22 protein-coding genes are annotated in these 19,596 nt (G+C 73.7%); 11 read left to right on the top strand and 11 right to left on the bottom strand.

The features are described 5' to 3' along the window. Positions 1 to 33 precede the first annotated feature (33 nt). The 3 genes from ACF1A1_RS23815 to ACF1A1_RS23805 all read right to left on the bottom strand — a co-directional run bounded on the left by ACF1A1_RS23815 (position 34) and on the right by ACF1A1_RS23805 (position 3,399). Positions 34 to 1,575: a flavin monoamine oxidase family protein gene (locus tag ACF1A1_RS23815; RefSeq protein WP_392002503.1), complete on the bottom strand. Its 1,542-nt coding sequence runs from the start codon at positions 1,573 to 1,575 to the stop codon at positions 34 to 36. 143 nt (positions 1,576 to 1,718) lie between these two features. Then, positions 1,719 to 2,906 (bottom strand): flavin-containing monooxygenase, encoded by a 1,188-nt coding sequence (locus ACF1A1_RS23810; protein WP_392002502.1) that lies wholly within the window; start codon positions 2,904 to 2,906, stop codon positions 1,719 to 1,721. A 238-nt stretch (positions 2,907 to 3,144) separates the two neighbouring features. Further along, positions 3,145 to 3,399: a hypothetical protein gene (locus ACF1A1_RS23805; protein ID WP_392002501.1), complete on the bottom strand. Its 255-nt coding sequence runs from the start codon at positions 3,397 to 3,399 to the stop codon at positions 3,145 to 3,147. A gap of 114 nt (positions 3,400 to 3,513) precedes the next feature. On the opposite strand from ACF1A1_RS23805, the gene ACF1A1_RS23800 reads away from it, so the two are divergent. From ACF1A1_RS23800 to ACF1A1_RS23780, 5 genes are all read left to right on the top strand, one after another. Beyond that, positions 3,514 to 3,669 carry a hypothetical protein gene (locus ACF1A1_RS23800; RefSeq protein ID WP_392002499.1) on the top strand — a complete coding sequence of 52 codons (156 nt, stop codon included), beginning with the start codon at positions 3,514 to 3,516 and terminating at the stop codon, positions 3,667 to 3,669. Positions 3,670 to 3,870: 201 nt separating this feature from the next. Next, positions 3,871 to 4,317 (top strand): DoxX family protein, encoded by a 447-nt coding sequence (locus ACF1A1_RS23795; protein ID WP_392002498.1) that lies wholly within the window; start codon positions 3,871 to 3,873, stop codon positions 4,315 to 4,317. Beyond that, on the top strand, positions 4,317 to 4,751 hold the full coding sequence (locus tag ACF1A1_RS23790; protein ID WP_392002496.1) for a Zn-ribbon domain-containing OB-fold protein: 435 nt from the start codon (positions 4,317 to 4,319) through the stop codon (positions 4,749 to 4,751). The genes ACF1A1_RS23795 and ACF1A1_RS23790 overlap by 1 nt, the downstream gene beginning before the upstream one ends. Positions 4,752 to 4,892: 141 nt before the next feature. Further along, complete coding sequence (locus tag ACF1A1_RS23785; protein WP_392002495.1) at positions 4,893 to 5,531, top strand: GNAT family N-acetyltransferase; 639 nt, start codon at positions 4,893 to 4,895, stop codon at positions 5,529 to 5,531. Further along, complete coding sequence (locus ACF1A1_RS23780) at positions 5,528 to 6,388, top strand: GNAT family N-acetyltransferase (protein WP_392002493.1); 861 nt, start codon at positions 5,528 to 5,530, stop codon at positions 6,386 to 6,388. The genes ACF1A1_RS23785 and ACF1A1_RS23780 overlap by 4 nt, the downstream gene beginning before the upstream one ends. Positions 6,389 to 6,407: 19 nt before the next feature. Here ACF1A1_RS23780 and ACF1A1_RS23775 read toward each other — a convergent pair whose 3' ends face one another. The 3 genes from ACF1A1_RS23775 to ACF1A1_RS23765 all read right to left on the bottom strand — a co-directional run bounded on the left by ACF1A1_RS23775 (position 6,408) and on the right by ACF1A1_RS23765 (position 9,733). Next, entirely contained in the window at positions 6,408 to 7,394 is a 987-nt protein-coding gene (locus tag ACF1A1_RS23775) for an expansin EXLX1 family cellulose-binding protein (protein ID WP_392002491.1), read from the bottom strand. A gap of 201 nt (positions 7,395 to 7,595) precedes the next feature. Continuing rightward, a complete protein-coding gene (locus tag ACF1A1_RS23770; protein ID WP_392002490.1) occupies positions 7,596 to 8,261 on the bottom strand; it encodes a pyridoxal 5'-phosphate synthase in 666 nt (221 codons plus the stop codon). 290 nt (positions 8,262 to 8,551) lie between these two features. Next, positions 8,552 to 9,733: an acetyl-CoA acetyltransferase gene (locus ACF1A1_RS23765; protein WP_392002488.1), complete on the bottom strand. Its 1,182-nt coding sequence runs from the start codon at positions 9,731 to 9,733 to the stop codon at positions 8,552 to 8,554. 194 nt (positions 9,734 to 9,927) lie between these two features. Between ACF1A1_RS23765 and ACF1A1_RS23760 the strand changes: the two genes are divergently transcribed. After that, complete coding sequence (locus ACF1A1_RS23760; RefSeq protein ID WP_392002487.1) at positions 9,928 to 11,157, top strand: acyl-CoA dehydrogenase family protein; 1,230 nt, start codon at positions 9,928 to 9,930, stop codon at positions 11,155 to 11,157. Continuing rightward, positions 11,154 to 11,687 carry a nitroreductase/quinone reductase family protein gene (locus tag ACF1A1_RS23755; protein ID WP_392002885.1) on the top strand — a complete coding sequence of 178 codons (534 nt, stop codon included), beginning with the start codon at positions 11,154 to 11,156 and terminating at the stop codon, positions 11,685 to 11,687. Before ACF1A1_RS23760 ends, ACF1A1_RS23755 begins: the two co-directional genes overlap by 4 nt. Here the strand turns inward: ACF1A1_RS23755 and ACF1A1_RS23750 are convergent. Then, positions 11,611 to 12,234 carry a LysE family translocator gene (locus ACF1A1_RS23750; RefSeq protein ID WP_392002486.1) on the bottom strand — a complete coding sequence of 208 codons (624 nt, stop codon included), beginning with the start codon at positions 12,232 to 12,234 and terminating at the stop codon, positions 11,611 to 11,613. The two genes, ACF1A1_RS23755 and ACF1A1_RS23750, sit on opposite strands and share 77 nt — an antisense overlap. A gap of 82 nt (positions 12,235 to 12,316) precedes the next feature. On the opposite strand from ACF1A1_RS23750, the gene ACF1A1_RS23745 reads away from it, so the two are divergent. Continuing rightward, on the top strand, positions 12,317 to 12,769 hold the full coding sequence (locus ACF1A1_RS23745) for an Lrp/AsnC family transcriptional regulator (protein ID WP_392002485.1): 453 nt from the start codon (positions 12,317 to 12,319) through the stop codon (positions 12,767 to 12,769). Between the two features lie 294 nt (positions 12,770 to 13,063). Here the strand turns inward: ACF1A1_RS23745 and ACF1A1_RS23740 are convergent, their stop codons facing one another. Together ACF1A1_RS23740 and ACF1A1_RS23735 are read right to left on the bottom strand one after the other, a co-directional pair. Continuing rightward, positions 13,064 to 13,456 carry a VOC family protein gene (locus ACF1A1_RS23740; RefSeq protein ID WP_392002483.1) on the bottom strand — a complete coding sequence of 131 codons (393 nt, stop codon included), beginning with the start codon at positions 13,454 to 13,456 and terminating at the stop codon, positions 13,064 to 13,066. 186 nt (positions 13,457 to 13,642) lie between these two features. Continuing rightward, positions 13,643 to 14,278 (bottom strand): TetR family transcriptional regulator, encoded by a 636-nt coding sequence (locus ACF1A1_RS23735; RefSeq protein WP_392002883.1) that lies wholly within the window; start codon positions 14,276 to 14,278, stop codon positions 13,643 to 13,645. Between the two features lie 134 nt (positions 14,279 to 14,412). Here ACF1A1_RS23735 and ACF1A1_RS23730 point away from each other — a divergent pair, with 134 nt between their 5' ends. From ACF1A1_RS23730 to ACF1A1_RS23720, 3 genes are all read left to right on the top strand, one after another. Next, complete coding sequence (locus ACF1A1_RS23730; RefSeq protein ID WP_392002482.1) at positions 14,413 to 15,135, top strand: VOC family protein; 723 nt, start codon at positions 14,413 to 14,415, stop codon at positions 15,133 to 15,135. A 177-nt stretch (positions 15,136 to 15,312) separates the two neighbouring features. Beyond that, positions 15,313 to 17,691 (top strand): PQQ-binding-like beta-propeller repeat protein, encoded by a 2,379-nt coding sequence (locus ACF1A1_RS23725; protein ID WP_392002480.1) that lies wholly within the window; start codon positions 15,313 to 15,315, stop codon positions 17,689 to 17,691. 171 nt (positions 17,692 to 17,862) lie between these two features. Beyond that, positions 17,863 to 18,390: a hypothetical protein gene (locus tag ACF1A1_RS23720; RefSeq protein ID WP_392002478.1), complete on the top strand. Its 528-nt coding sequence runs from the start codon at positions 17,863 to 17,865 to the stop codon at positions 18,388 to 18,390. A gap of 7 nt (positions 18,391 to 18,397) precedes the next feature. On the opposite strand, the gene ACF1A1_RS23715 is transcribed toward ACF1A1_RS23720, so the two are convergent. Then, on the bottom strand, positions 18,398 to 19,171 hold the full coding sequence (locus tag ACF1A1_RS23715) for an enoyl-CoA hydratase/isomerase family protein (RefSeq protein WP_392002477.1): 774 nt from the start codon (positions 19,169 to 19,171) through the stop codon (positions 18,398 to 18,400). Beyond that, the gene (locus tag ACF1A1_RS23710) at positions 19,168 to 19,596 is read right to left on the bottom strand and encodes a Zn-ribbon domain-containing OB-fold protein (protein WP_392002475.1); all 429 of its coding nucleotides are present in this window, start codon (positions 19,594 to 19,596) and stop codon (positions 19,168 to 19,170) included. Before ACF1A1_RS23710 ends, ACF1A1_RS23715 begins: the two co-directional genes overlap by 4 nt.

Raw genomic sequence — 19,596 nt, 5'->3', positions numbered from 1 at the left:
GCACACAGAAACGAGCCGGCCCCCGGGGACGGCCTACAGCGCCGCCAGCACCTCCTTGGCCACCCGCTCGCCCGAGCGCACGGCCCCGTCCATGAAGCCCATCCAGTACGTGGAGGTCTCCGTCCCCGCCCAGTGGATCCCGCCGACGGGCTCGCGCAGGGCCGGACCGTACCGGGTCAGGACGCCGGGCGCGGCGATGGAGACGGGGCCGCCGCGGGTGTAACCCTCGTTGTTCCAGCGCTGGAGCACGAAGGAGGACGGTGCGCCGGCCCTGTCGCCGAAGTAGGTGACGAAGTCCTTCAGGACCGCGGCCCTGACCTCCTGCGCGCCCACCGCGTCGTACGCCCGCATCTTGTCCGCCTCGATGAAGCCCATCAGCGCGCCGTACGAGGCGTCGGGCGGGGAGTTGTCGAAGGTGGAGCTGACCACGCCGGTGTCGCTGACGACCTGGCCGTTGAGGCCGTCGGCCCGCCAGAAGGGGGTGTCGTAGACGGCGATCGCCTTGCCCACCGAGGCCATCGGCATGCGCTGGGTGAGCTGGTCGCGGCCGGCGGGGAGGAGGGGGTCGTACGTGATGCGGGCGGCGAGGGGCGGGGGGACGGCGACGACGACGCGGTCGGCGGTGACCGTCGTGCCGTCCGCGGTCACCACGTACCGGTCGCCGGACCGGGCGATGGAGCGGACGGGGGCGCTCAGCACCACCCGGTCGCCGAGCGTGGCCGCGAGTCTGACCGGCACCAGCTGGGAGCCGCCGACGAAGCGCAGTTCCTGGGCGCCGTTCGCGGTCTCGGTGAGGCGCTCCAGGGTGCCGGGGTTCGACGCGTTGCCGGCGGCGGCGATGTAGAAGAGGACGAACAGGAGGGACAGTTCGCGGGGTTCGGCCGAGAAGATCGACGTGCAGGCCACGTCCAGGAGGAACTTGGCCGACGGGACGACCGCGTTGGCGCGCAGCCAGGTCTCGAAGGTCTGCCGGTCCCACTCCTCGGCCTTCGCGGCGGTCCAGGGCGCGTCGACCGGGACCTGCTTGGCCATGTCGTCCAGCGAGGCCTGCACGATCGCCGCGTTGGCGAGCCCGGCCGCGTCGACCGGCGGCACCGCGCCGAGGAGACCGTCGGTGGTGTACGGGGTCTTCTTGCCGTCCTTGTGGAGCAGGTTCTTTCCGGTGTTGTAGGTGGCGAAGGTCGCCACGCCCAGGGAGTCGGCGAGCGCCTTGATGCGGTCCTGGGTGGGGCCGATGAACTCGCCGCCGCCCTCGGTGACACCGCCGTTGGCCAGTCTCAGGCCGACGACCCGGCCGCCGACCCGGTCCCGGGCCTCCAGGACGGCGACCGTCTTCCCGGCGGCGACCAGGTCACGGGCCGCGGTGAGCCCGGCGAGGCCGGCGCCGACGATCACGACGTCCACGTCCCGGGTGGTCGCCGCGGCGGCCGTACCGGCGGCGGCCGGGGTGAGCGCGGCCGCGCCGGCGGCCACGGCGGCGGTGCCGCCGAGCAGGGAGCGTCGGGAGAGGCCGTCGCCGGAGCGGCGGGAGGGGTCGTCGCCGGAGCGGCGGGAGAGCTGTCCTTCACGTGCCACGTGCGTCCTCCGTCGGTGCTGCGAGCGCTTCGAGAGCGAGGGGGGTGAAGCCAGAAAGATGAACAGGGCTCACATTCTGGCTCCGCGCGGGGACACGTACAACGCTCCGGTCGCATCGGACACGTGTGTAACGGGCAGGGAGATCAGGCGAGTTGGCGGCGTACGGCCTTCGCGATCCGGTCCGCGTCGAGCGCCAGCTCGCGGAGCGTGCCGCTGATGGGCGTGGTGAAGCCGGTGAAGTACAGGCCGGGCGCGTCCTTCGGGGCGCGGGCGCCGTGGGCGACGGGGAGGCCCCGGTCGTCCAGCACGCCGAGGTGACCGACGAGGCCCTCCAGGGCACGGACGTACCCGGTGGCGGCGACGACGGCGTCCGGGGAGATCCGGGTGCCGTCGGCGAGGACGACCTTGCCGTCCTCGAAGGCCTCCACGGCGGCCACGACCTCGACCTTCCCCTTGCGCACGGCGTCGATCAGACCGACGTCCAGCACGGGTACGGCTCCCTGCCCGGCCCGCGTGTAGAGGCCGGTGTCCGGGCGCGGGAGCCCGTGCGCGGACAGGTCGGGCACGCTCAGCCGGGCCGCCACCCGGCAGAGCCGGTCGACGAGGCCGACGGGCAGCCGGCGGACCAGGATGCCGCTGTACTGGCCGGCCCAGCCGGCGGTCGAACGGCGCATGATGTGCGGGACCGTCCGCACGGCGAGCCGTACCCGCTCGGCTCCGCTCTCCACCAGGTCGACGGCGATCTCCGCACCGGTGTTGCCGACGCCGACGACCAGGACGTCCCGGCCGGCGTAGGGCTTGCCGTCGCGGTAGGCGCAGGCGTGGGTGAGGTCACCGGTGTACGCCTCCCGGCCCGGCCAGTCCGGCAGGTACGGCGTGTGGTTGTAGCCGGTGGCGACGACGACCGCCGCGCCGGTCAGCTCCCGCCCGCCGGAGGCGCGCAGCAGCCAGCCGGTGCCGTCGGGGGTGCGCTCGACGCGGGAGACCTCGACACCGGTGACGAGCTCCAGCTCGTGGTGCTCGGCGTACTTCTCCAGGTACCGCACCACGTCGTCGCGGGCCACCCACCGCCCGAACCGGCGCGGCATCGCGAGCCCGGGCAACGCCGACAGGCGCCGGGTGGTGTGCAGGTGCAGCCGGTCGTAGTGGCGCCGCCAGGACGCGCCGACCCCGTCGGCCCGCTCCACCACGACGGCCCGTATCCCCTGGGCGCGCAGCGCGTACGCGGTGGCGAGTCCGCCGGGGCCGCCGCCGATGACGTAGACGGGACGGTCGGCGGGGTTCGCGGGGGTGATCGCGGCGGGGTTCGCGGTCGGTGTGGAGTCGGCCATGAGCGCGAGCGTAATCACGCGTGCGGTTGATGGGTATCGGTCAAGACCGGAATTGGTTGCGGATCGATCACGCTTGGGGAGATACGGGGAGGACCGGTGGCGTACGTGACCTGGTTGTGGGGAAGCCGCGACGCCGGGCCCAGGTGCGCTGGAGCCCGGCGTCGCGGGGGTCGGCGCCGGTTCTTGTGACGGGAGACGGGCGCCGCGATGGGGGGCCTCCCGCCGGGGAGGCCGGTGGCTACTTCGTGGCCTTCGCCCGGTGACCGGTGACCTTGGCGATCCAGTCGACGAAGTCGCCCGGGTCGGTGTTGGCGCCGTGGCCCTGGTCCCAGTAGTAGAGGTGGCTGACGTCGTCGCCGAGGGCGTGCGCGGCGGCGGCGAGGTTGGCGGAGACCGTGTGGGAGGTGTCGGAGTCCTTGGTGCCGAGGCGGATCCACCCGTGCCTGGCGCGCCGCGGGTTGGCCTTCTCGACGAGGAAGTACATCGGGTTCATCAGCCGCAGCAGCTCGGGGATGTCGCGGGCCGTGCCCTTGCCGAACAGGTTGTTCTCGCCCGTCGACAGGTCGGGGGCGTCGAAGGCCGGGGCGGTCTTCTTGCGGGCGCCGACGTGAGGAAGTCGGCCCAGGAGAAGGTGGCCCTGCCGTTCCTCCGGGTGATGAAGGTGTTGGCGGCCAGGTACGTCGCGCGCTCGGAGTCCGGCAGGGCGGCGAGGTGGGTGGTCGCCGAGGGCTCCATGTACTGCCTGAGCAGGTACTCGTCGTAGTTGCGGGCGTTGAGCGTGCCGAAGTTGTTCAGGTCCTTGAGCTGACAATCTGCCGGGTATTCATGGGGGACGCACAGGGTTTTCTCAGTCCTCCGTGAGTCCGGTGACAGCCCTTCTTCAGGTCGGAGGGCTTGCGAAAGCGGGCGTCCTCCACTGAACTGACGTACCGTCAGACAATGGCGTCGGCGGGAGCGAGCGTCCATGGACACGATCTGGCTGGGCGGGGCGGAGTGGCTGGCGGTGCTGCGGATCGGGCTCGGTCTGTGGTGGCTGGAGAGCTGGCGGCACAAGGAGAAGAGGAGCTGGTTCGAGGGCTCCGGCATCGCCTGGGCGGCGGACGTGGCGGCGAAGCACCGCTGGAGCGCCGTGCGGTCCGGCTTCGACCTGGTGGTGGCGCCGAGGCCGCGCGCGATGGCGTACGTCGTCCTGTACGCGGAGCTGGCCCTCGGCCTCGGACTCGTCGCCGGGTTCCTGACCCCGGTCGCCCTGGTGGGCGGCCTGGTCCTGAACCTCCTCTACCTCACCCTCATGATCCACGACTGGGCCGAGCAGGGGCAGAACGGCATGATGGCGCTGATCTCGGTCGTCGCCCTGTTCGGGATGTCCTGGCAGACCTGGTCGCTCGACGGCGTGCTGGGGTGGTTCTGATGGCCGTCGCCGGTGGCGGGCGGTACGACGTCCCCGAGGCCGACGCCTTCACGCGCGCCTACTGGGACGCGGCCGCCGAGGGCCGGCTGCTGATCCGGCGCTGTGGGTCGTGCGGGCGGGCACACCACTACCCGCGGGAGTTCTGCCCGTACTGCTGGAGCGAGGACGTGACCTGGGAGCCCGCGAGCGGCCGGGCCACCCTGTACACGTGGTCCGTCGTCCACCGCAACGACCTGCCGCCGTTCGGGGAGCGGACACCGTACGTCGCCGCCGTGGTCGACCTGGCGGAGGGGCCGCGGATGGCGACGGAGGTGGTGGGGGTGGGGGAGGCCGAGGGGGCGCTGTGGGCCGGGATGGAGCTGGAGGTGGACTTCCGGGAGGGCGTGCCGGTCTTCCGGGCGGCGGGCGGGAGCGGTGACGGCGTCAGCGTGTGAGCGGGTCGTCCGGTTCGGCGGCGAAGAGCAGGGTCGGGGCGGACGTCGCCGCGGCGGCCGCGGCCCTCGGCGCGGGCCTCGCAGCGTGGCCGCGCGACCTGAAGGTCGCCGCCCGAGCCCGTACCGGTGTTCAATGACCGGATGACCGACATCCGTGAGCCGTACGCCGCTCCCGCCCCCGGTCTGCTCGGCCTCGGCCTACGGCTCCGTCGCTGGGACCCCGCGTCCGGCACCGACGTGGAGGCGTGGCTGCGCGGGCGCTCCGATCCCGAGTTCCTGCGCTGGAACACACCGCTGCGGGACACCGTGGACATCGCCGACGCGCGGGAGTCGCTCCGCGCCAAGGCCGAGGAGATGGCGGCCGGGACCGGCGCGACCTTCTGCGTCACGGACCTGGACGACGGGACGATCCTCGGAGAGGTCGGCCTCAACGCGATCGACCGGGTGCAGAGTGTCGGCAACGTCGGTTACTGGGTGCTGCCCGAGGCGCGCGGCCGGCGGGTGGCCACCCGGTCCCTGCTGCTGGTGACGGACTGGGCCTTCAGGGAACTGGGCCTGCACCGGCTGGAGTTGGGCCACGCCCTCGGTCACGAGGCGTCCTGCCGGACAGCCGAGGAGTGCGGGTTCCGGTACGAGGGGACCCTGCGCGGCGCGATGTGGGAGGCGGGCCGCAGGGACGCCTTCCGGGACGTCCACCGCCACGGACGCCTCGCCACGGACCCGGACCCCGAGCCGGAGCGGGACCCCCGGCCGGACCCGGACCCGGTGGACCCGCGATGAGCCCCGCCGACTGGCACCTCACCCACGACCTCGACGCCTTCCTCGCCCGGGCCGGCGCGTTCCTGGCCTCCGAACCGGCGCTGCACACCGTCCCCCTCACGGTGACGGACGGCCTGCGGCGCAGGGGACCGCACGCGTACGGCGAGGAGGACCCCGTCTTCGGCACGCTGGGCCGGGACGGCGAGGTCCGTGCGGTGTTCTTCCGTACGCCCCCCTACCGGGTCAACATCACGCCCCTCGCCGAGGAGGAGGCCGACGCCCTCGCCGCCCGGCTGGCCGGGCACGCCCTCCCCGGAGTCGCCGCCGCCCGCGACACGGCGGCGGCCTTCGCGCTGGCCTGGCGGCGGCGCACGGGTGCGGATGTCCGCCTGCGGCAGCGGCAACGCCTGTATCGGCTCGATGAGTTGACGACCCCCGAGCCCGCCCCGGAGGGCGCCCCGCGCATCGCCACCGCGCCCGACCGGGCCCGGCTGGTGCGGTGGTTCGAGGAGTTCAAGGAGGAACTCGGCGAGCACCACACCCAGGACAGCGGCTCCTGGGCCGACTCCCGCCTCGCGTACGGCGGGATCACCTTCTGGGAGACCCCCGACGGCACCCCCGTCTCCATGGCGGGCGTGACCCCGAAGGTGGCCGGGCAGGTCCGGGTCGCGCCCGTCTACACCCCGCCGGAACTGCGCGGCCGGGGCTACGCGGGTGCGGTGACGGCCGAGGTCAGCCGCGCCGCGTCGGCGTCCGGCGCGGCGGAGGTGCTCCTGTTCACCGACCTCGCCAACCCGACGAGCAACGGCCTCTACCAGCGGATCGGTTACCGGCCGGTGACGGAGTTCGCGGTGTACGAGTTCGCCGGACAGGGGTGACGGCGGTCCCGCCGCGGGATCAGTGCGCGGCGAACTGGACCCCGGTCGCCTGCACGGCCTCCGGGCGCAGCGCGATCCCGTCGATGGTCAGCCGTTCCCCGTGGATGTCGGTGATCCTGATCGCGCCCCCGCAGCCGGTGCCCTGCTCGGAGAGGAAGTAGTTGTACTCGGTGCGGGCCAGCGAGGCCCAGCCGCTGCTGGTACGCACCTCCAGTCGCGCCAGCGGGTTGCGGTGGCCGAGTGCCTGGATGCCGCACCAGTAGCGGCTGGACCCGGTCTTGTACCGGATCGAGACCGTGTCGGACGTGCTGGGGCTGAGCAGGCTCCAGGTGATCGCGATCCGGCCGGCCGAGAGGTCGGCGAGCTTGGCGAAGGCCTGGGTGCTGAGGTCGAGTTGACCGGGTGCGCAGGGCGCCGGGCACTCGTTGGTGATCCGGACCGTGACCGACGCGCCGTTGTCGGCGCGGACGAGCACGTGGGCCCCGCACGCCTTGGACGTCTCGTAGTCGGCCGTGTTCATGGCCGCGATCATGAGGTCGTCGCTGGGACCGAACGAGCAGGCGCCGTCGCCGTCCCCGGCGTCGTAGGAGGTGGCGACCCCCCGGTAGTCCACCCCGGGCCGAATCCGTCCCGCCAGCGGCGCCCCGGTGGTCGACGTCCGGCGGCTGCTGTCGGCCGTCGGCCGCGCCGGCGCGCTGGTCGCGGCGGCCGACGGACCGGCCGACGGGGTGGCCGTACCGGCCGTCGCGCTGGGGGACGCCGGCGGTGTCGCGGACGACGAGGACGACCCGGACGGCTTCGGTGCCGCCACCGCCGGCGAGGCGACGGCCTCGGCTCCCGCGACCGGCGTGGCCGCGGCTTCCCCGGCGCCGGCCTCGCCGCCGGGGCGGAAGCCCATCACCAGGGACACGACGAGCGCGACGGCCACGACAGCCGCCCCGGCGACGGCGGCGACAGGAGCGGTGCGCCGCTCGCGGCGGGAACGGCGGTGCGAAGGGGATGCCACGGATCAGTCCTCACGCGGTTCAGGAGTACACGTCGTCCCCTGGTGGTCACCGCGTCCGGAAAGGTTGCCGTCGGGTTCGCCGCCCGGGTGCCCCGCTGTGCCGGCCGCACCGCGGACGGGTGGGTGCGAAGGGCGCGTCGGCCGGGGCGGGCGCCTGACTCTGCGACGGCCGCGGGCAGGAGTGACAGCACCGCCCTGTCCCTACGGCCACAGCAGCTCCATGGACCAGCCTCCCTCCCCCCGCCGGTACCTGAGTCGCACGTGCCGCCGTCGCTCCTCCCCCTGGAAGAACTCCACCGCCTCCGGCCGCAGCCGGTACAGCGTCCACGTCGGGGACTCGGCCGTCGGGTCCTGCCGGGCACGTTCCCAGGCCGCCTCCGAGGCCCTCGCCAGCTCCTCGACCGAGTCCAGGACGTCGCTCTGCCGTCCGGTCAGCGCGGCGGCCAGCGCGCCCGTCGAGCGGACGCGCAGGTCGGTCCGAGCCTCCTCGGGCGGCGCGACGGCGACCGGGCCGCGCACCCGCACCTGGCGGCCCAGCGCGGGCCAGTAGAAGGTGAGGGCCGCGTAGGGGCGGGCGGCCAGCTGGCGGCCCTTGTGGCTGGTCGCGTGCGTCGCGAAGGACCAGCCGTCCGCGTCGGCGCCGTGCAGCATCACGATCCGGGCGTCCGGCAGCCCCTCCTCGTCCGCCGTCGCCAGCGTCATCGTGTGCGGCTCCCGCTCGCCCGCCGCCACCGCCTCGGCGAACCACGTCGTGAACAGCTCCAGCGGGTCGCCGGGGGCCGCCGCCGGGTCGAAGGGCGGCAGTTCGGTCACCTCCGGGTCCCACACCCGTAGCGACCTCAGCAGCTCGTGAAGATCCGGTCCCATGGCCCCGAGTATCACGGAAGCCCGCTGAACATCACCGCACGGCGCCGGGTTTCGCGGCGGGTCCCCGACCGGCCTCCTCCCCCCGCGTGCCCGATCCCCGACGGGCCGGCGGTTCGGCCGAGGGACTCGGCCGGTCGCACGCCGCGGTGTCCTCGTGGGGACGTCGCCGGCACGGCCGCGTACCGGGCCGGCCCCCGCACGGCCGTCCACGGCGCCAGGAAGGCGTTCGTCCGGATTCCGACCGCTGTCCTGCGCGCGGAGCCGCGGGGTGCCGGCCGGCCCGGCCGGGCCTACCCCCGACCCAGCACCACCGTCCCCGAGGAGCAGAACCAGCCCCCGGTTCCCGAGGCGACGCCCAGCCGCGGCAACGCACCGTCCCGCGACCGCACTTGTCGCGCCCCCGCCTCGCCCCGCAGCTGCCGTACCGCCTCCACGAGCAGGAACAGGCCCCGCATTCCGGGGTGCTGGGCCGACAGTCCGCCCCCGTCCGTGTTCACCGGCAGCTCCCCGCCCTCGACCCGCAGCCGTCCCTTCGCCACGAACGCCCCGCCCTCGCCCTTCCCGCAGAAGCCCAGGTCCTCCAGGGTCACCAGCGTCATGTAGGTGAAGGCGTCGTAGATCTGCGCGAAGTCCATCTCGGCGGGTCCCACCCCGGCCCGTTCGAAGGCCAGCCGTCCGCTCACCGCCGCCGGGGACACGGTGAAGTCGTCCCACTCCGTCATGCTCGCGTGCGACACCTGCTCGCCGGTGCCGAGGATCCACACCGGGGCCGTCCGGCAGTCCCGTACGTACTCCTCGGCCGCCAGCAGGACCGCCGCGCCGCCGTCGGAACGGACGCAGCAGTGCAGTTTGGTGAAGGGGTCGGCGATCATCGGGCCGGACAGGACGTCCTCCACGGTCACCGGTGCGCGGAACATCGCTTCGGGGTTCAGGGCCGCGTTCGCCCGGGCCTGGACCGCGACCTCCGCCAGCTGTTCGATCGTCGTGCCGTACCGCACCATGTGGCGGCGCGCGGCCATCGCGTACTTGGCGATCAGGGTGTGGCCGTAGGGGACCTCGAACTGGAGCGGGCCCCGGGCGCCGAAGGCGAACGTGCCGGTGCGGCGGCCCGCCCTGACGTCGGCGCGGGCCGTCGAGCCGTACACCAGCAGCACCGCGTTCGCGTGGCCGGCCGCGATCGCGTCCGCCGCGTGGGCCGCCATGACCTCCCAGGTCGAGCCGCCGACCGAGGTGGAGTCCACCCAGGTGGGGCGCAGGCCCAGGTAGTCGGCGACTTCGACGGGGGCGAGCGTGCCGAGCCCGGCGGACGCGAAACCGTCCACCAGCTCCCGCCCGAGCCCCGCGTCCGCCAGCGCGCGGCGGGCCGCCTGGGCGTGCAGGGCGTACGGGGTCGCGTCGTCCACGCGCCCGCAGTCGGACAGGGCCACGCCGACCACGGCGACCCCGCGGTTCCCTGATGAGAGGGGCGACATGAATCTGACGGTACATCAGATCGGGGAGGGGAGGCAGGGGGCGTCCGGCCGCTGCTTCGGAGCGCACGCGGGACCGCCGCTTCGGGCGTCCCCGACTCCCGTGGCTTCGAGCGTCCCCGACCCCCGCCGCTCTGGGCATCCCCGCCGCCCCGCCCTAATATGACGGACCGTCAGATTCGGAGGGAGTGCCGTCCATGGACCCGAGCGTCACCGCCGAACAGGCCGAGATCCGCCGCACCCTGCGGGAACTGCTCCACAAACGCTGCGGCCCGCACGACCTGCGGGCCGCCCTCGACACCCCCACCGGCCACGACCCCGCCCTCTGGGCCGCCCTCGCCGACCACCTCGGCCTCCCCGGCCTGGCCCTCCCGGAGGCGTACGGCGGCGTCGGCTGCCCGGTCACCGATCTCGCCCTCGCCTGCGAGGAGACCGGCCGGGCCCTCGCCCCGTCCCCTCTCCTCGCGACCACCGTCCTCGCCGCGCCGGCGATCCTCGCCCTCGGCACCGAGGCCCAGCGCGCCTCCCTCCTCCCGCGCCTCGCCTCCGGTGCCCTCACCGCCGCCCTCGCCGTCCCCGCGTCCGCCCTGTCCACCGCCCTCGCGCTGACCGGCGGCAACGACGGCGACTGGGCCGGGGGCGGCCGGGCGGGTGGCGTCCAGGCCAGGCGCACGAGTGCGGGCGCGGGCACGGGCACGGACGGGGGCTGGCGGCTGTACGGGGAGGCCGCGCAGGTCCTCGACGGGCACAGCGCCGGACTGCTGCTCGTCGCCGCCCACACCGGCGGGTTCGTCCGCTCCCGGGTCCTGCTCTTCCTCGTCCCGGGGGACGCGGAGGGGCTCGTCCGGGTGCGGCAGACGGCGCTGGACCCGACCCGGCCGCAGGGACGGGTCCAACTCCGCCATGTGGAGGCGGAGTTGCTGGGGAGCGGTGAGGACCAGGACGTCCTCGCCGTCCTCGCCCGCCTCGGCGACCGCGCCGCCGCCGTCCTCGCCTGCGAGGCCGTCGGCGCCGCCGGGCGCGCGCTGGAGCGGACCGTCGAGTACGTGGGGCAGCGCGAGCAGTTCGGGCGGGCGATCGGCTCCTTCCAGGCCGTCCAGCACCGGCTGGCCGACGTGTACGTGCAGGTGCAGGCCGCCCGCTCCGCCGCCCACTACGCCGCCTGGGCGGTGGACCGGGGCGAAGGGGCGGACCGGGGCGAGCGGGTGGGCGGGCTCGCCCTCGCCCAGGCCCTCCAGGCACTGCGTACGGCCGCCGGGGAGGCGATCCAGCTGCACGGCGGTTTGGGTTTCACCTGGGAGCACGAGGCCCACCTGTACTTCAAGCGGGCCACCGGGGACGAGCTGCTGTTCGGCCCGGTGCACCGGCTGCGCGCCCACGCGGCCGAAGAGGCCAGGCTCTTCTCGTGCCAGGAGGTGACGGTGTGATCGGCGTCCGGCTCGTCCAGAAGATCTCCTCGGCCCCGGCCTTCGCCAAGGTCGCCCCGCACGTCGTCCCGGCCCTGGACCGGGCCGTCCACCGGCTCACCCGGGGAAAGGTGCTGCTCAGCGCGCAGCTGCTGCCGGGGGTCGTCCTGACCTCCACCGGCGCCCGCAGCGGGCGGCCCCGACGGACGCCCCTCGCCTGCATGCCCGAGGAGGAGGGCCGCGGCTGGATCCTGGTCGGATCCAACTTCGGCCGGCCCGGCCACCCCGCCTGGACCGCCAACCTCCTCGCCCACCCCGACGCCGAGATCAGCTGGAAGGGCGCGGACATCCCGGTGACGGCCCGGCTGCTGGAGGGCGAGGAGCGGGCGGCGGTCTGGAAGGCGGCGCTGGCCTTCTGGCCGCCGTACGCGACGTATCAGGCGCGGGTGGAGCGGCAGATACGGCTGTTCCGGCTCACCCGCCGAGAGCCAGCCGCTGCACCAGCAGAAACGCCCCGATCCCCAGCATCGCCGCCCCCGACGTCCGGGTGACCGCGCGGGCGGCGGCGGGGCGGGCGCCCAGCAGCGCGCGGGCCGCGACGCCCACCGTCAGATAGACGACGGCGCAGCACGCCATGTGCAGCAGGCCGAGCGCTGCGGTCTGCGCGGGGACCGGGAGATGCGGGTCCCGGGTCACGAGGAACTGGGGCAGCACCGAGAGGTAGAGCAGCAGCCCCTTGGGGTTCAGGCCGCTGATCGTGGCACCGCGCAGGAAGACCCGCCCCCGTCCCTCCTCGACCGCTTCCCCCGCCTCCGGCACCGCCGGCCGGCGCAGCACCCCCCACCCGAGCCACACCAGGTACGCCGCCCCGGCCACCGTCAGTGCCGTGAGCAGCGCGGGCGACCCGGCGACCAGCACGGCGAGGCCCGCGGCCGCCAGCGCTGTGTGCAGGGCGTAGCCGCTCACCAGGCCGGCCACCGCCGCGCCCACCGAGCGGCCGCGCAGTCCGGCGGCGATCACGTACGCCCAGTCGGCGCCCGGCACGCACACCAGCAGCAGGTCGACGGCGAGGAAGGAGATCAGCGTTCCCGAATCCATGGTGGGGACATTAGGCGCGATACGGCCGAAGGTGTTCCCGAAGTTTTCGCAAAATGGCAGGATGTGGGGAAGAATCCACCCCATGGACGACGTGGACCGGAAAATTCTTGCCGAGCTCCAGCAGGACGGGCGGCTGACCGTGACCGAGCTGGCCGCCCGGGTGCGGCTGAGCGTGTCGCCGTGTCACCGGCGGCTGCGGGAGCTGGAGCGGTCCGGGGCGATCAGCGGCTACCGCGCGGTCGTGGAGCCGGCCGCCGTCGGGCTGACCTTCGAGGCGCTGGTCTTCGTCTCGATGCGGCAGGAGGACCGGGACACGGTCGCGGAGTTCGAGAGTGCGCTGGCCGGTATCCCCCACGTACTGGAAGCCGAACGGCTGTTCGGTGAGCCCGACTACCTGCTCCGGGTGGCCACCGCCGACCTCGCGGCCTTCCAGCGGCTGTACGACGAGCGGCTGGCCACGCTGCCGGGAGTGCAGCGGCTGACGTCGACGCTGGTGATGAAGCACGTGGTGAAGGCCCGGCCGTTGCCCGCGTGAGCCGTTCCGTCGGTACGGTTTCCTTCCTGGCTGGACCGGCCGGATCAGTTCTCGGCGGCCGCGAAGCCGGAGGCGCGGCTGCCCGGGACGGCGGCCCAGCTCACCTGCGTGCAGCGCACGTGAGCTGGCCCCTGTGCAGTGCTGTTCGGTCGCTGTGAACACTATGTGCGCCGACTGCCACCTGTCTGTGCAGAACGTCACGGAACCCGCGCCCGCGTTGTGCCGTCGCCCCCTTCACTCCGTTGCGGACGCGGCACTCCCGGACCGGCGCCCAGATGATCCGGAAGACACGGCTCAGGCGCTCGGCCCGGTGCGCACATAGAGGCAGAAGGGGTGGCCCACCGGGTCGTACAGCACGCGGACGCCGTCCTGGGGCTGGTAGTCCGCCGCAGTCGCGCCGAGGGTGAGAGCGTGCTCGACGGCCGCCGGCAGATCGTTCACCTCGATGTCCAGGTGCATCATCATCTGCTGCTCGGACGAGGTGGAAGGCCATCGCGGGCGGGTGAAGAGCGGCTCGCTCTGGAACGACAGCCCTGCGGTGCCGTCGGGCGGTGCGATCTCGACCCAGCCCTCCTCCTCCTTCCGCACGGGCCACCCGAGCAGGTCCCGGTAGAAGCGTGCGAGTTCGCCGGCGTTCGGCGCGTCCAGAGTGGTCGCGGACAAGGTGTAACGCGGTGAAGTGGTCATGCACGACTGGTGCCCGGTTTCGCGGCGGTGACGGCAGCCGTTCGCCGGACCGGCGGGCGCGCGCCGACTCCGTCACGACGGGGGCGCAGAGCGCGGCAGGCGGTGGCCCACCCGGGGTGACCGGGTGAACCACCGCCTGCCAGACAGGACGTGGGCGTCGAAAAAAAGAAGTGCTGCCGCCGGGGGCTACTTCGTCGGCTTCCTGCCGGTGATGCCCAGGTGGACCAACAGCGCCAGGTTCGGCTTCAGTTCAGCCTGTTTGACGCCCCACGTCTGGAATCCCTTCTGGTGCGAGGCGACCGCCGCGAGCATCGCGACCAGCGAACCGGCGACCGCGGCCGGGTTCACGTCCTTGTCGACCCGGCCCTTGGCCTGCAACTCGGCGACGGCGTTCGCGAGGGAGTTGTTCACCGAGTTGAGGATCTTCATGCGGAGTTTGTAGAAACGCTTGTCGCCCTCGGCGGCGCCGAGGTCGACCACGCGCAGGATGGCGTCGTTCTTCTTCCAGAACTCCAGGAAGCCGTCGACGAGTTCCTGCGCGGTCTGCCAGCCGGCCTTGCCGACCCAGGACCGCCCCTCAAGCAGTTCGGTCAACCCGGCGCCCTCGGCGGCCATTTGCTCGGCGATCTCCAGGACGGCGCCCTCGACGTCCGGGAAGTACTGGTAGAAGGTCGCGGGCGAAGTGCCCGCCTTCCGGGCGACATCGATGACCTTGACGTCCCGGTAGGGAGAGGAGCTGAGCATCTCGCTGAGGCAGTCGAGCAGCTTCTGCCGCGTCGCCTGCCCGCGTCGACCGGCCACGCGGCCGTCGACGGTACGCACTTGTCCTGTCATGTCGTCAGCTTACCGAGGGGTGATCGGAGCGCTATTCGGCCGACTGCAAATGGGGTGCGCGGGTGCGCGGAGACGGGTGTGCCTGGTCTGCGGCTTGCGTGCCGCGCCGCTAGGTTGGCTGTATGGCCGAAAACAGGGCATCGGTGTACGCAGAGGGCGTCCCCTGCTGGGTGGACGCGCAGCTTCCCGACGTGGACGCGGGCAGGCGGTTCTACGGAGAGCTCTTCGGATGGACCTTCGAGGCGGCGTACGGCGCCTCCGTGTGGGCCCGGCTGGACGGCGAACCGGTCGCCGCGCTCGCTCCCAAGACGGACGGCCGCATGCCCACCGTCTGGACGGTGTACTTCTCGACCCCGGACGCCGAGGCGACCGCCCGCCGCATCCAGGTGGCCGGCGGCCAGGTGCTCATGGCGCCGCTGCCGGTCGGCGACCTGGGCACCGCAGCCCTCGCCACCGACCCGGAGGGCGCCGTCTTCGGTCTCTGGCAGCCGGGCGTCCACCAGGGCTTCGGCGTCCGCCACCGGCCCGGCACCTTCGCCTGGGCCCAGCTCTACGCCCGCGACACCGGGACCGCCAACACCTTCTACGGCCACCTCTTCCACGACGCCCTGTTCGGCCCCGGCGCCGACCCCGACTTCGGCCGGGCGCCGGTCGCCGACGTCTTCCCGGAGGTCATGCCGCCCCACTTCCTCGTCCACTTCGGCGTCGCGGACTGCGAGGCGGCGCTCGGCGCGGTGAGCCGGCTCGGCGGACGCGTCCAGGCGGGCCCGTTCACCGCGTCGTACGGAACGGTGGCCGTCGTCACGGACAATCAAGGGGCGTCGTTCGCGGTTCTGCAACGCTGAGCCGTCCCGTTTGTCGGTATATGAAATGAGACACCCCGATTGTCACGGGGTTCGCAACCGGTGGCCCGGCCAGGAAGAATCGGGGTGCGTGCCGCCATGGCGGTGCGGTGGTGAGACGCTGCACGGGGTCGCGTACACATATGGGTGACGCGGCTCGTACGGGGAGGTGGCAGGCAAGTGGTGGATCAGCTGACGCAGCACGATCCGCGGCGGATCGGGCCGTTCGAGGTGCTGGGACGGCTGGGTGCCGGCGGCATGGGGCTGGTCTATCTGGCACGCTCGGCCTCGGGCCGGCGCGTGGCGATCAAGACGGTCCGGACCGAGCTCGCCGAGGACCAGCTCTTCCGCGTGCGCTTCACGCGCGAGGTGGAGGCGGCCCGGGCGGTCTCCGGCTTCTACACGGCCGCGGTCGTCGACGCCGACCCGCGCGCCGCCGTGCCCTGGCTGGCCACCGCGTACGTGCCCGCGCCCTCTCTCGAGGAGATAGTGAACGAGTGCGGGCCGCTCCCGGCCCAGGCGGTGCGCTGGCTGGCGGCGGGCGTCGCGGAGGCCCTCCAGTCGATCCACGGCGCCGGGCTCGTCCACCGCGACCTGAAGCCGTCGAACGTGCTGGTGGTCGAGGACGGCCCCCGGGTGATCGACTTCGGTATCGCGTCCGGCGTGTCGAACACGCGTTTGACGATGACGAACGTCGCCGTCGGCACCCCCGCCTACATGTCCCCTGAGCAGGCCAAGGACTCGCGCAGCGTCACCGGCGCCAGCGACGTCTTCTCCCTCGGCTCCACCCTCGTCTTCGCCGCCACCGGCCACCCCCCGTTCCACGGCGCCAACCCGGTCGAGACGGTCTTCATGCTGCTGCGCGAGGGCCCGGACCTGGAGGGCCTGCCGGACGAGCTGCGCCCGCTCATCGAGTCCTGCATGCAGATGGAGGCCACCGGCCGCCCCAGCCCCGCCGACCTCCAGGCCCAGCTCGCCCCCCACCTCTTCGGCTCCGGCTCCGACGACAGCGGTACGGCGTCGGCGTGGCTGCCCGAGAAGGCGGTCGCCCTGATCGAGTCCCGTCGTGGCGGCCGTCCGCCCGCCAAGTCGGCGCCCGCCGCGGGCGGTGGCGGCGGCGGTGGCGTGGGCATGGCCCGGCCCGTACCGCCCCCGCCCTCGCGCGACCCCGTGATCCCGGCTCCCCCGGCGCCCGAGCCCGCGTCGGTCGCGGTCGGCGTCCCCGACACCGGCCCCGTCCGGCTGGCCGGCGTGGCCGTCCCGATCGGCCCCGGCCCGCGCGTCGCCGACGTCCGGGCCACCGCGGCCGTCAGGGCGTCCGCGCCCGAGCCCGCCCTGTTCGCCCACTGGACCCGGCTTCGCCCCGGCGTCAACGGCGCCGACACCGCCGCCGTGCCGCCCGCCCCGCCGGCCCCCCCGGAGACCCCGGCGGGCTGGCGCCCCTGGCGCTTCCGCATGTCCAACGACGTCTGGGGCACCCCGGCCGTCGACGGCGACCTCGTCTACGTCACCTCCTTCGAGGTGCACGCCCTGGACGTGGCCACCGGCCGCCGCCGCTTCAAGACGCGGGACGTGGCCTGGTCGATGGCGGTGGCGGACGGCCGTATCCACGCCTCCGACGGCCCCACCCTGTTCGCCCTGGACGCCCGCGAGGGCACCGACCTGTGGCGGTTGCCGACGGACGCCTGGGTGTACTGCCTCAAGGCCGAGCGGGGCACGGTCGTCACCGGCACCCGCGGCGGCGGGGTGCAGGGCTGGGAGGCCTCCACCGGCCGGAAGCTGTGGGAGGTCACCGGCTGCCAGAACGACTTCGAGTCCCCGGAGGCCGGCCCCGCCCTGCACGAGGGCACGGTCTACGTCTGGCAGGACGCCCGTCTGCGCGCCCTGGACGCCCGCACCGGCGACGAGCGCTGGTCGTACCCCATCGGTGACACGGCCTCCTGCGGCGGCGTCCCGGTCCGCGTCACCTCCGCCCCCGACGGCTACGCCTACATCTCCGCCGGCACCCGTGTCCTCGCCGTCGACACGGCGAGCGGCATGGTGCGCTGGCACTTCGAGGCCCCGGCGGTGTTCCTCTCCCCGCCCGCCTTCGTCCCCGGCCCGGCCGTCACGGGCGGCGGCGTCTACCTCGCCGACTACCTCGGCACGGTCTACGCCCTCGACGCCACCGACGGCCGCGACCGCTGGCGCATCGCCACCGAGGCCCGCGCCTCCATCGACCCGGTGCTGGTCGCCGGGGGCCACGTCCACGTCGGCAGCGGCAAGGGCCTCTACACGCTGGACGCGGTCACGGGCACGCCCAAGTGGCGCTTCCAGGCCGGTGGCGACATCGTGGGCGCGCCCACGGTCGCCGAGGGCCGCATCCACTTCGGCTCCACCGACCACCTCCTGTACACCCTGAAGGCCGACGACGGCCGCCTGCGCTGGAAGCTCGCCACCGGCGGCGAGATCACCGGCTCCCCGGTGGTCCGGGACGGGGTGGTGTACGCGTGCAGCAAGGACCGGTGCGTGTACGCGCTGGACGCGGAGAAGGGGACCGGGACCGCGCGGACGGCCTGAGCGCGCCGGCCGCCGACGGCCGTCGTACCGGGCGCACGGAAGGGGATCCAGACGGCGGCCGCCGTGTCGGGGAGCGGCTCGGTCGCCTCTCTCACCGCAGACGCTACGCCGGGTACGCGGCCATCGCCAGGTGGTGACATGGCCGTGACAGGCCCTCTCTAGGGTGGCCGCATGAAGCGACGGAGGAGCGGCCTGCGGCTCACAGCCGTGCTGACACTCGTGGTGCTCGCGTTGACCGGGTTCTCCACGGGGAGCAGCGGGGGGAGCGGCAAGAGCGGCAGTGGCAAGAGCAGCAGTGGCAAGAGCGGCAGCGGCAAGAGCGGCAGTGGCAAGAGCGGTGGCGGCTGTAGCAGTTCCGGCCAGGACCACGACGACACCGACGACACCTCGAACGGCACCGGCAGGTCCTCCGGGGGCACCTCCCAGACCCTGCGCGACGCCAAGGTCACGTTGGTGAGCTGCGCGACCGAGGCCGATGAGTACGCCACGGTCGAGATCGCCAACCCGAACGCCCGCGGCGCCTACTTCACCGTCACGGTCACCTTCCTGGCCGCCGACTCCCGGCAGGTCGACCTGCGGACCGTGGACGAGTTCGTCGCCGCGAACGCGACGCGGGAGGTACGGATTCCCCTGTCGCACTCGGGACTGGCGGCCGACGTCGAGCACTGCGAACCGGAACGGTACGCACCGGCCGACTGACGGGGCCTCACCGCACCCGGAACCCGCTGCTCCGCCGGGCGGCGAACAGCTCCGCCTGCCGCTCGGCCGGCAGGTTCCCCAGGGAGATGAGATGCGGCGCCTGCGCGAACCCGGCCGCGCACGCCGCCTCCCTCGCCGCCCACAGAGCCCGTACGGTGCCCTGGACACCGGCGGCGGGATACCCGGCGACGACGGCCGCACAGGCGGTGGCGGCGGCCAACGCCCCGCCCGCCTCGGTGACTTCGGAGACCAGCCCGATCCCGTACGCCCGCCGGGCGGAGATCCGCTCGGCGGTCCCCATGAGCATCATCCGCGCCACCTCCCCGTACGGCATCCGCTGGGCCATGAGCACCGACTCGTAGGCGCTGACCATCCCGTAGGTGGTGTGCGGGTCGAAGAACACGGCGTCGGCGCCGGCCACGACGAACTCGCACTCCCCGAGCAGGTAGAAGGCGCCTCCGCAGGCCATCCCCTCGACGGCGGCGACGACCGGCTTCCACAGGTCGTTCGCCTTCGGCCCGATGGTGAGGAGCGGGTCGTCCTGCATGTAGGGGGAGCCGGGCTGCGGTACGACGACGTCCCGGTCGATCCCGGTGGAGAAGGCGCGCGTTCCCGAGCCGGTGAGGACGACGGCCCGCACGGAGTCGTCGAAGCGCAACGCGCGCCACGTGGCGGTCAGTTCGCGGGCCATGCCGAGGTCGATGGCGTTGAGCCGGTCCGGCCGGTCGAGGGTGACGACGGCGACGCCGGTGTCCTCGTCGGTGCTGGTCCGCAGGCTCACGGCCGCTCCAGCACCCACTGGGGAAGGCACGGGGAGGGTCCGCCCACGTCGAACACGGCCCGCACGCGGGCCCCGATGCGCAGCCGCTCGGACGGCACGGAGCCGAGCGGTGCCCCGGCCTCCCGCACCAGGTTCCCGACCAGCCGGATCCTCGGTGCCTCGGCCAGTTCCACCAGTACGACGTTGTAGGGCGCGTGCTCGGCGTAGTCCGGCAGCAGGGGCGGATGAGGGACGACGTAGGACCAGATCCGCCCCTGCCCGGAGACCGGGGTCCACTCGCTCGCGAAGGACTGGCAGTGCGGGCAGCAGGGCCGGGGCGGGAAGCGGGGCTCGCCGCAGCCGGCGCAGCTCTGGACGCGCAGTTCGCCCCGGGCGGCGTACTGCCAGAAGGGGGCGCCGTCGGTGTCGACGAGGGGCTCGAGCAT

The organism is Streptomyces sp. NPDC014995, from assembly GCF_043080745.1.
Taxonomy (GTDB): Bacteria; Actinomycetota; Actinomycetes; order Streptomycetales; family Streptomycetaceae; genus Streptomyces.
This window is presented reverse-complemented; position numbering and strand designations above follow the sequence as displayed.

What these genes read in the sequence shown, in the direction of transcription:
- ACF1A1_RS23750 (WP_392002486.1), bottom strand. Translation starts at nt 12,234, where the DNA reads ATGGATTCGGGAACGCTGATCTCCTTCCTCGCCGTCGACCTGCTGCTG.
- ACF1A1_RS23785 (WP_392002495.1), top strand. Translation starts at nt 4,893, where the DNA reads ATGACCGACATCCGTGAGCCGTACGCCGCTCCCGCCCCCGGTCTGCTC.
- ACF1A1_RS23730 (WP_392002482.1), top strand. Translation starts at nt 14,413, where the DNA reads ATGGCCGAAAACAGGGCATCGGTGTACGCAGAGGGCGTCCCCTGCTGG.
- ACF1A1_RS23760 (WP_392002487.1), top strand. Translation starts at nt 9,928, where the DNA reads ATGGACCCGAGCGTCACCGCCGAACAGGCCGAGATCCGCCGCACCCTG.
- ACF1A1_RS23720 (WP_392002478.1), top strand. Translation starts at nt 17,863, where the DNA reads ATGAAGCGACGGAGGAGCGGCCTGCGGCTCACAGCCGTGCTGACACTC.
- ACF1A1_RS23710 (WP_392002475.1), bottom strand. Translation starts at nt 19,596, where the DNA reads ATGCTCGAGCCCCTCGTCGACACCGACGGCGCCCCCTTCTGGCAGTAC.
- ACF1A1_RS23795 (WP_392002498.1), top strand. Translation starts at nt 3,871, where the DNA reads ATGGACACGATCTGGCTGGGCGGGGCGGAGTGGCTGGCGGTGCTGCGG.
- ACF1A1_RS23780 (WP_392002493.1), top strand. Translation starts at nt 5,528, where the DNA reads ATGAGCCCCGCCGACTGGCACCTCACCCACGACCTCGACGCCTTCCTC.
- ACF1A1_RS23765 (WP_392002488.1), bottom strand. Translation starts at nt 9,733, where the DNA reads ATGTCGCCCCTCTCATCAGGGAACCGCGGGGTCGCCGTGGTCGGCGTG.
- ACF1A1_RS23810 (WP_392002502.1), bottom strand. Translation starts at nt 2,906, where the DNA reads ATGGCCGACTCCACACCGACCGCGAACCCCGCCGCGATCACCCCCGCG.
- ACF1A1_RS23770 (WP_392002490.1), bottom strand. Translation starts at nt 8,261, where the DNA reads ATGGGACCGGATCTTCACGAGCTGCTGAGGTCGCTACGGGTGTGGGAC.
- ACF1A1_RS23790 (WP_392002496.1), top strand. Translation starts at nt 4,317, where the DNA reads ATGGCCGTCGCCGGTGGCGGGCGGTACGACGTCCCCGAGGCCGACGCC.
- ACF1A1_RS23805 (WP_392002501.1), bottom strand. Translation starts at nt 3,399, where the DNA reads ATGAACCCGATGTACTTCCTCGTCGAGAAGGCCAACCCGCGGCGCGCC.
- ACF1A1_RS23745 (WP_392002485.1), top strand. Translation starts at nt 12,317, where the DNA reads ATGGACGACGTGGACCGGAAAATTCTTGCCGAGCTCCAGCAGGACGGG.
- ACF1A1_RS23740 (WP_392002483.1), bottom strand. Translation starts at nt 13,456, where the DNA reads ATGACCACTTCACCGCGTTACACCTTGTCCGCGACCACTCTGGACGCG.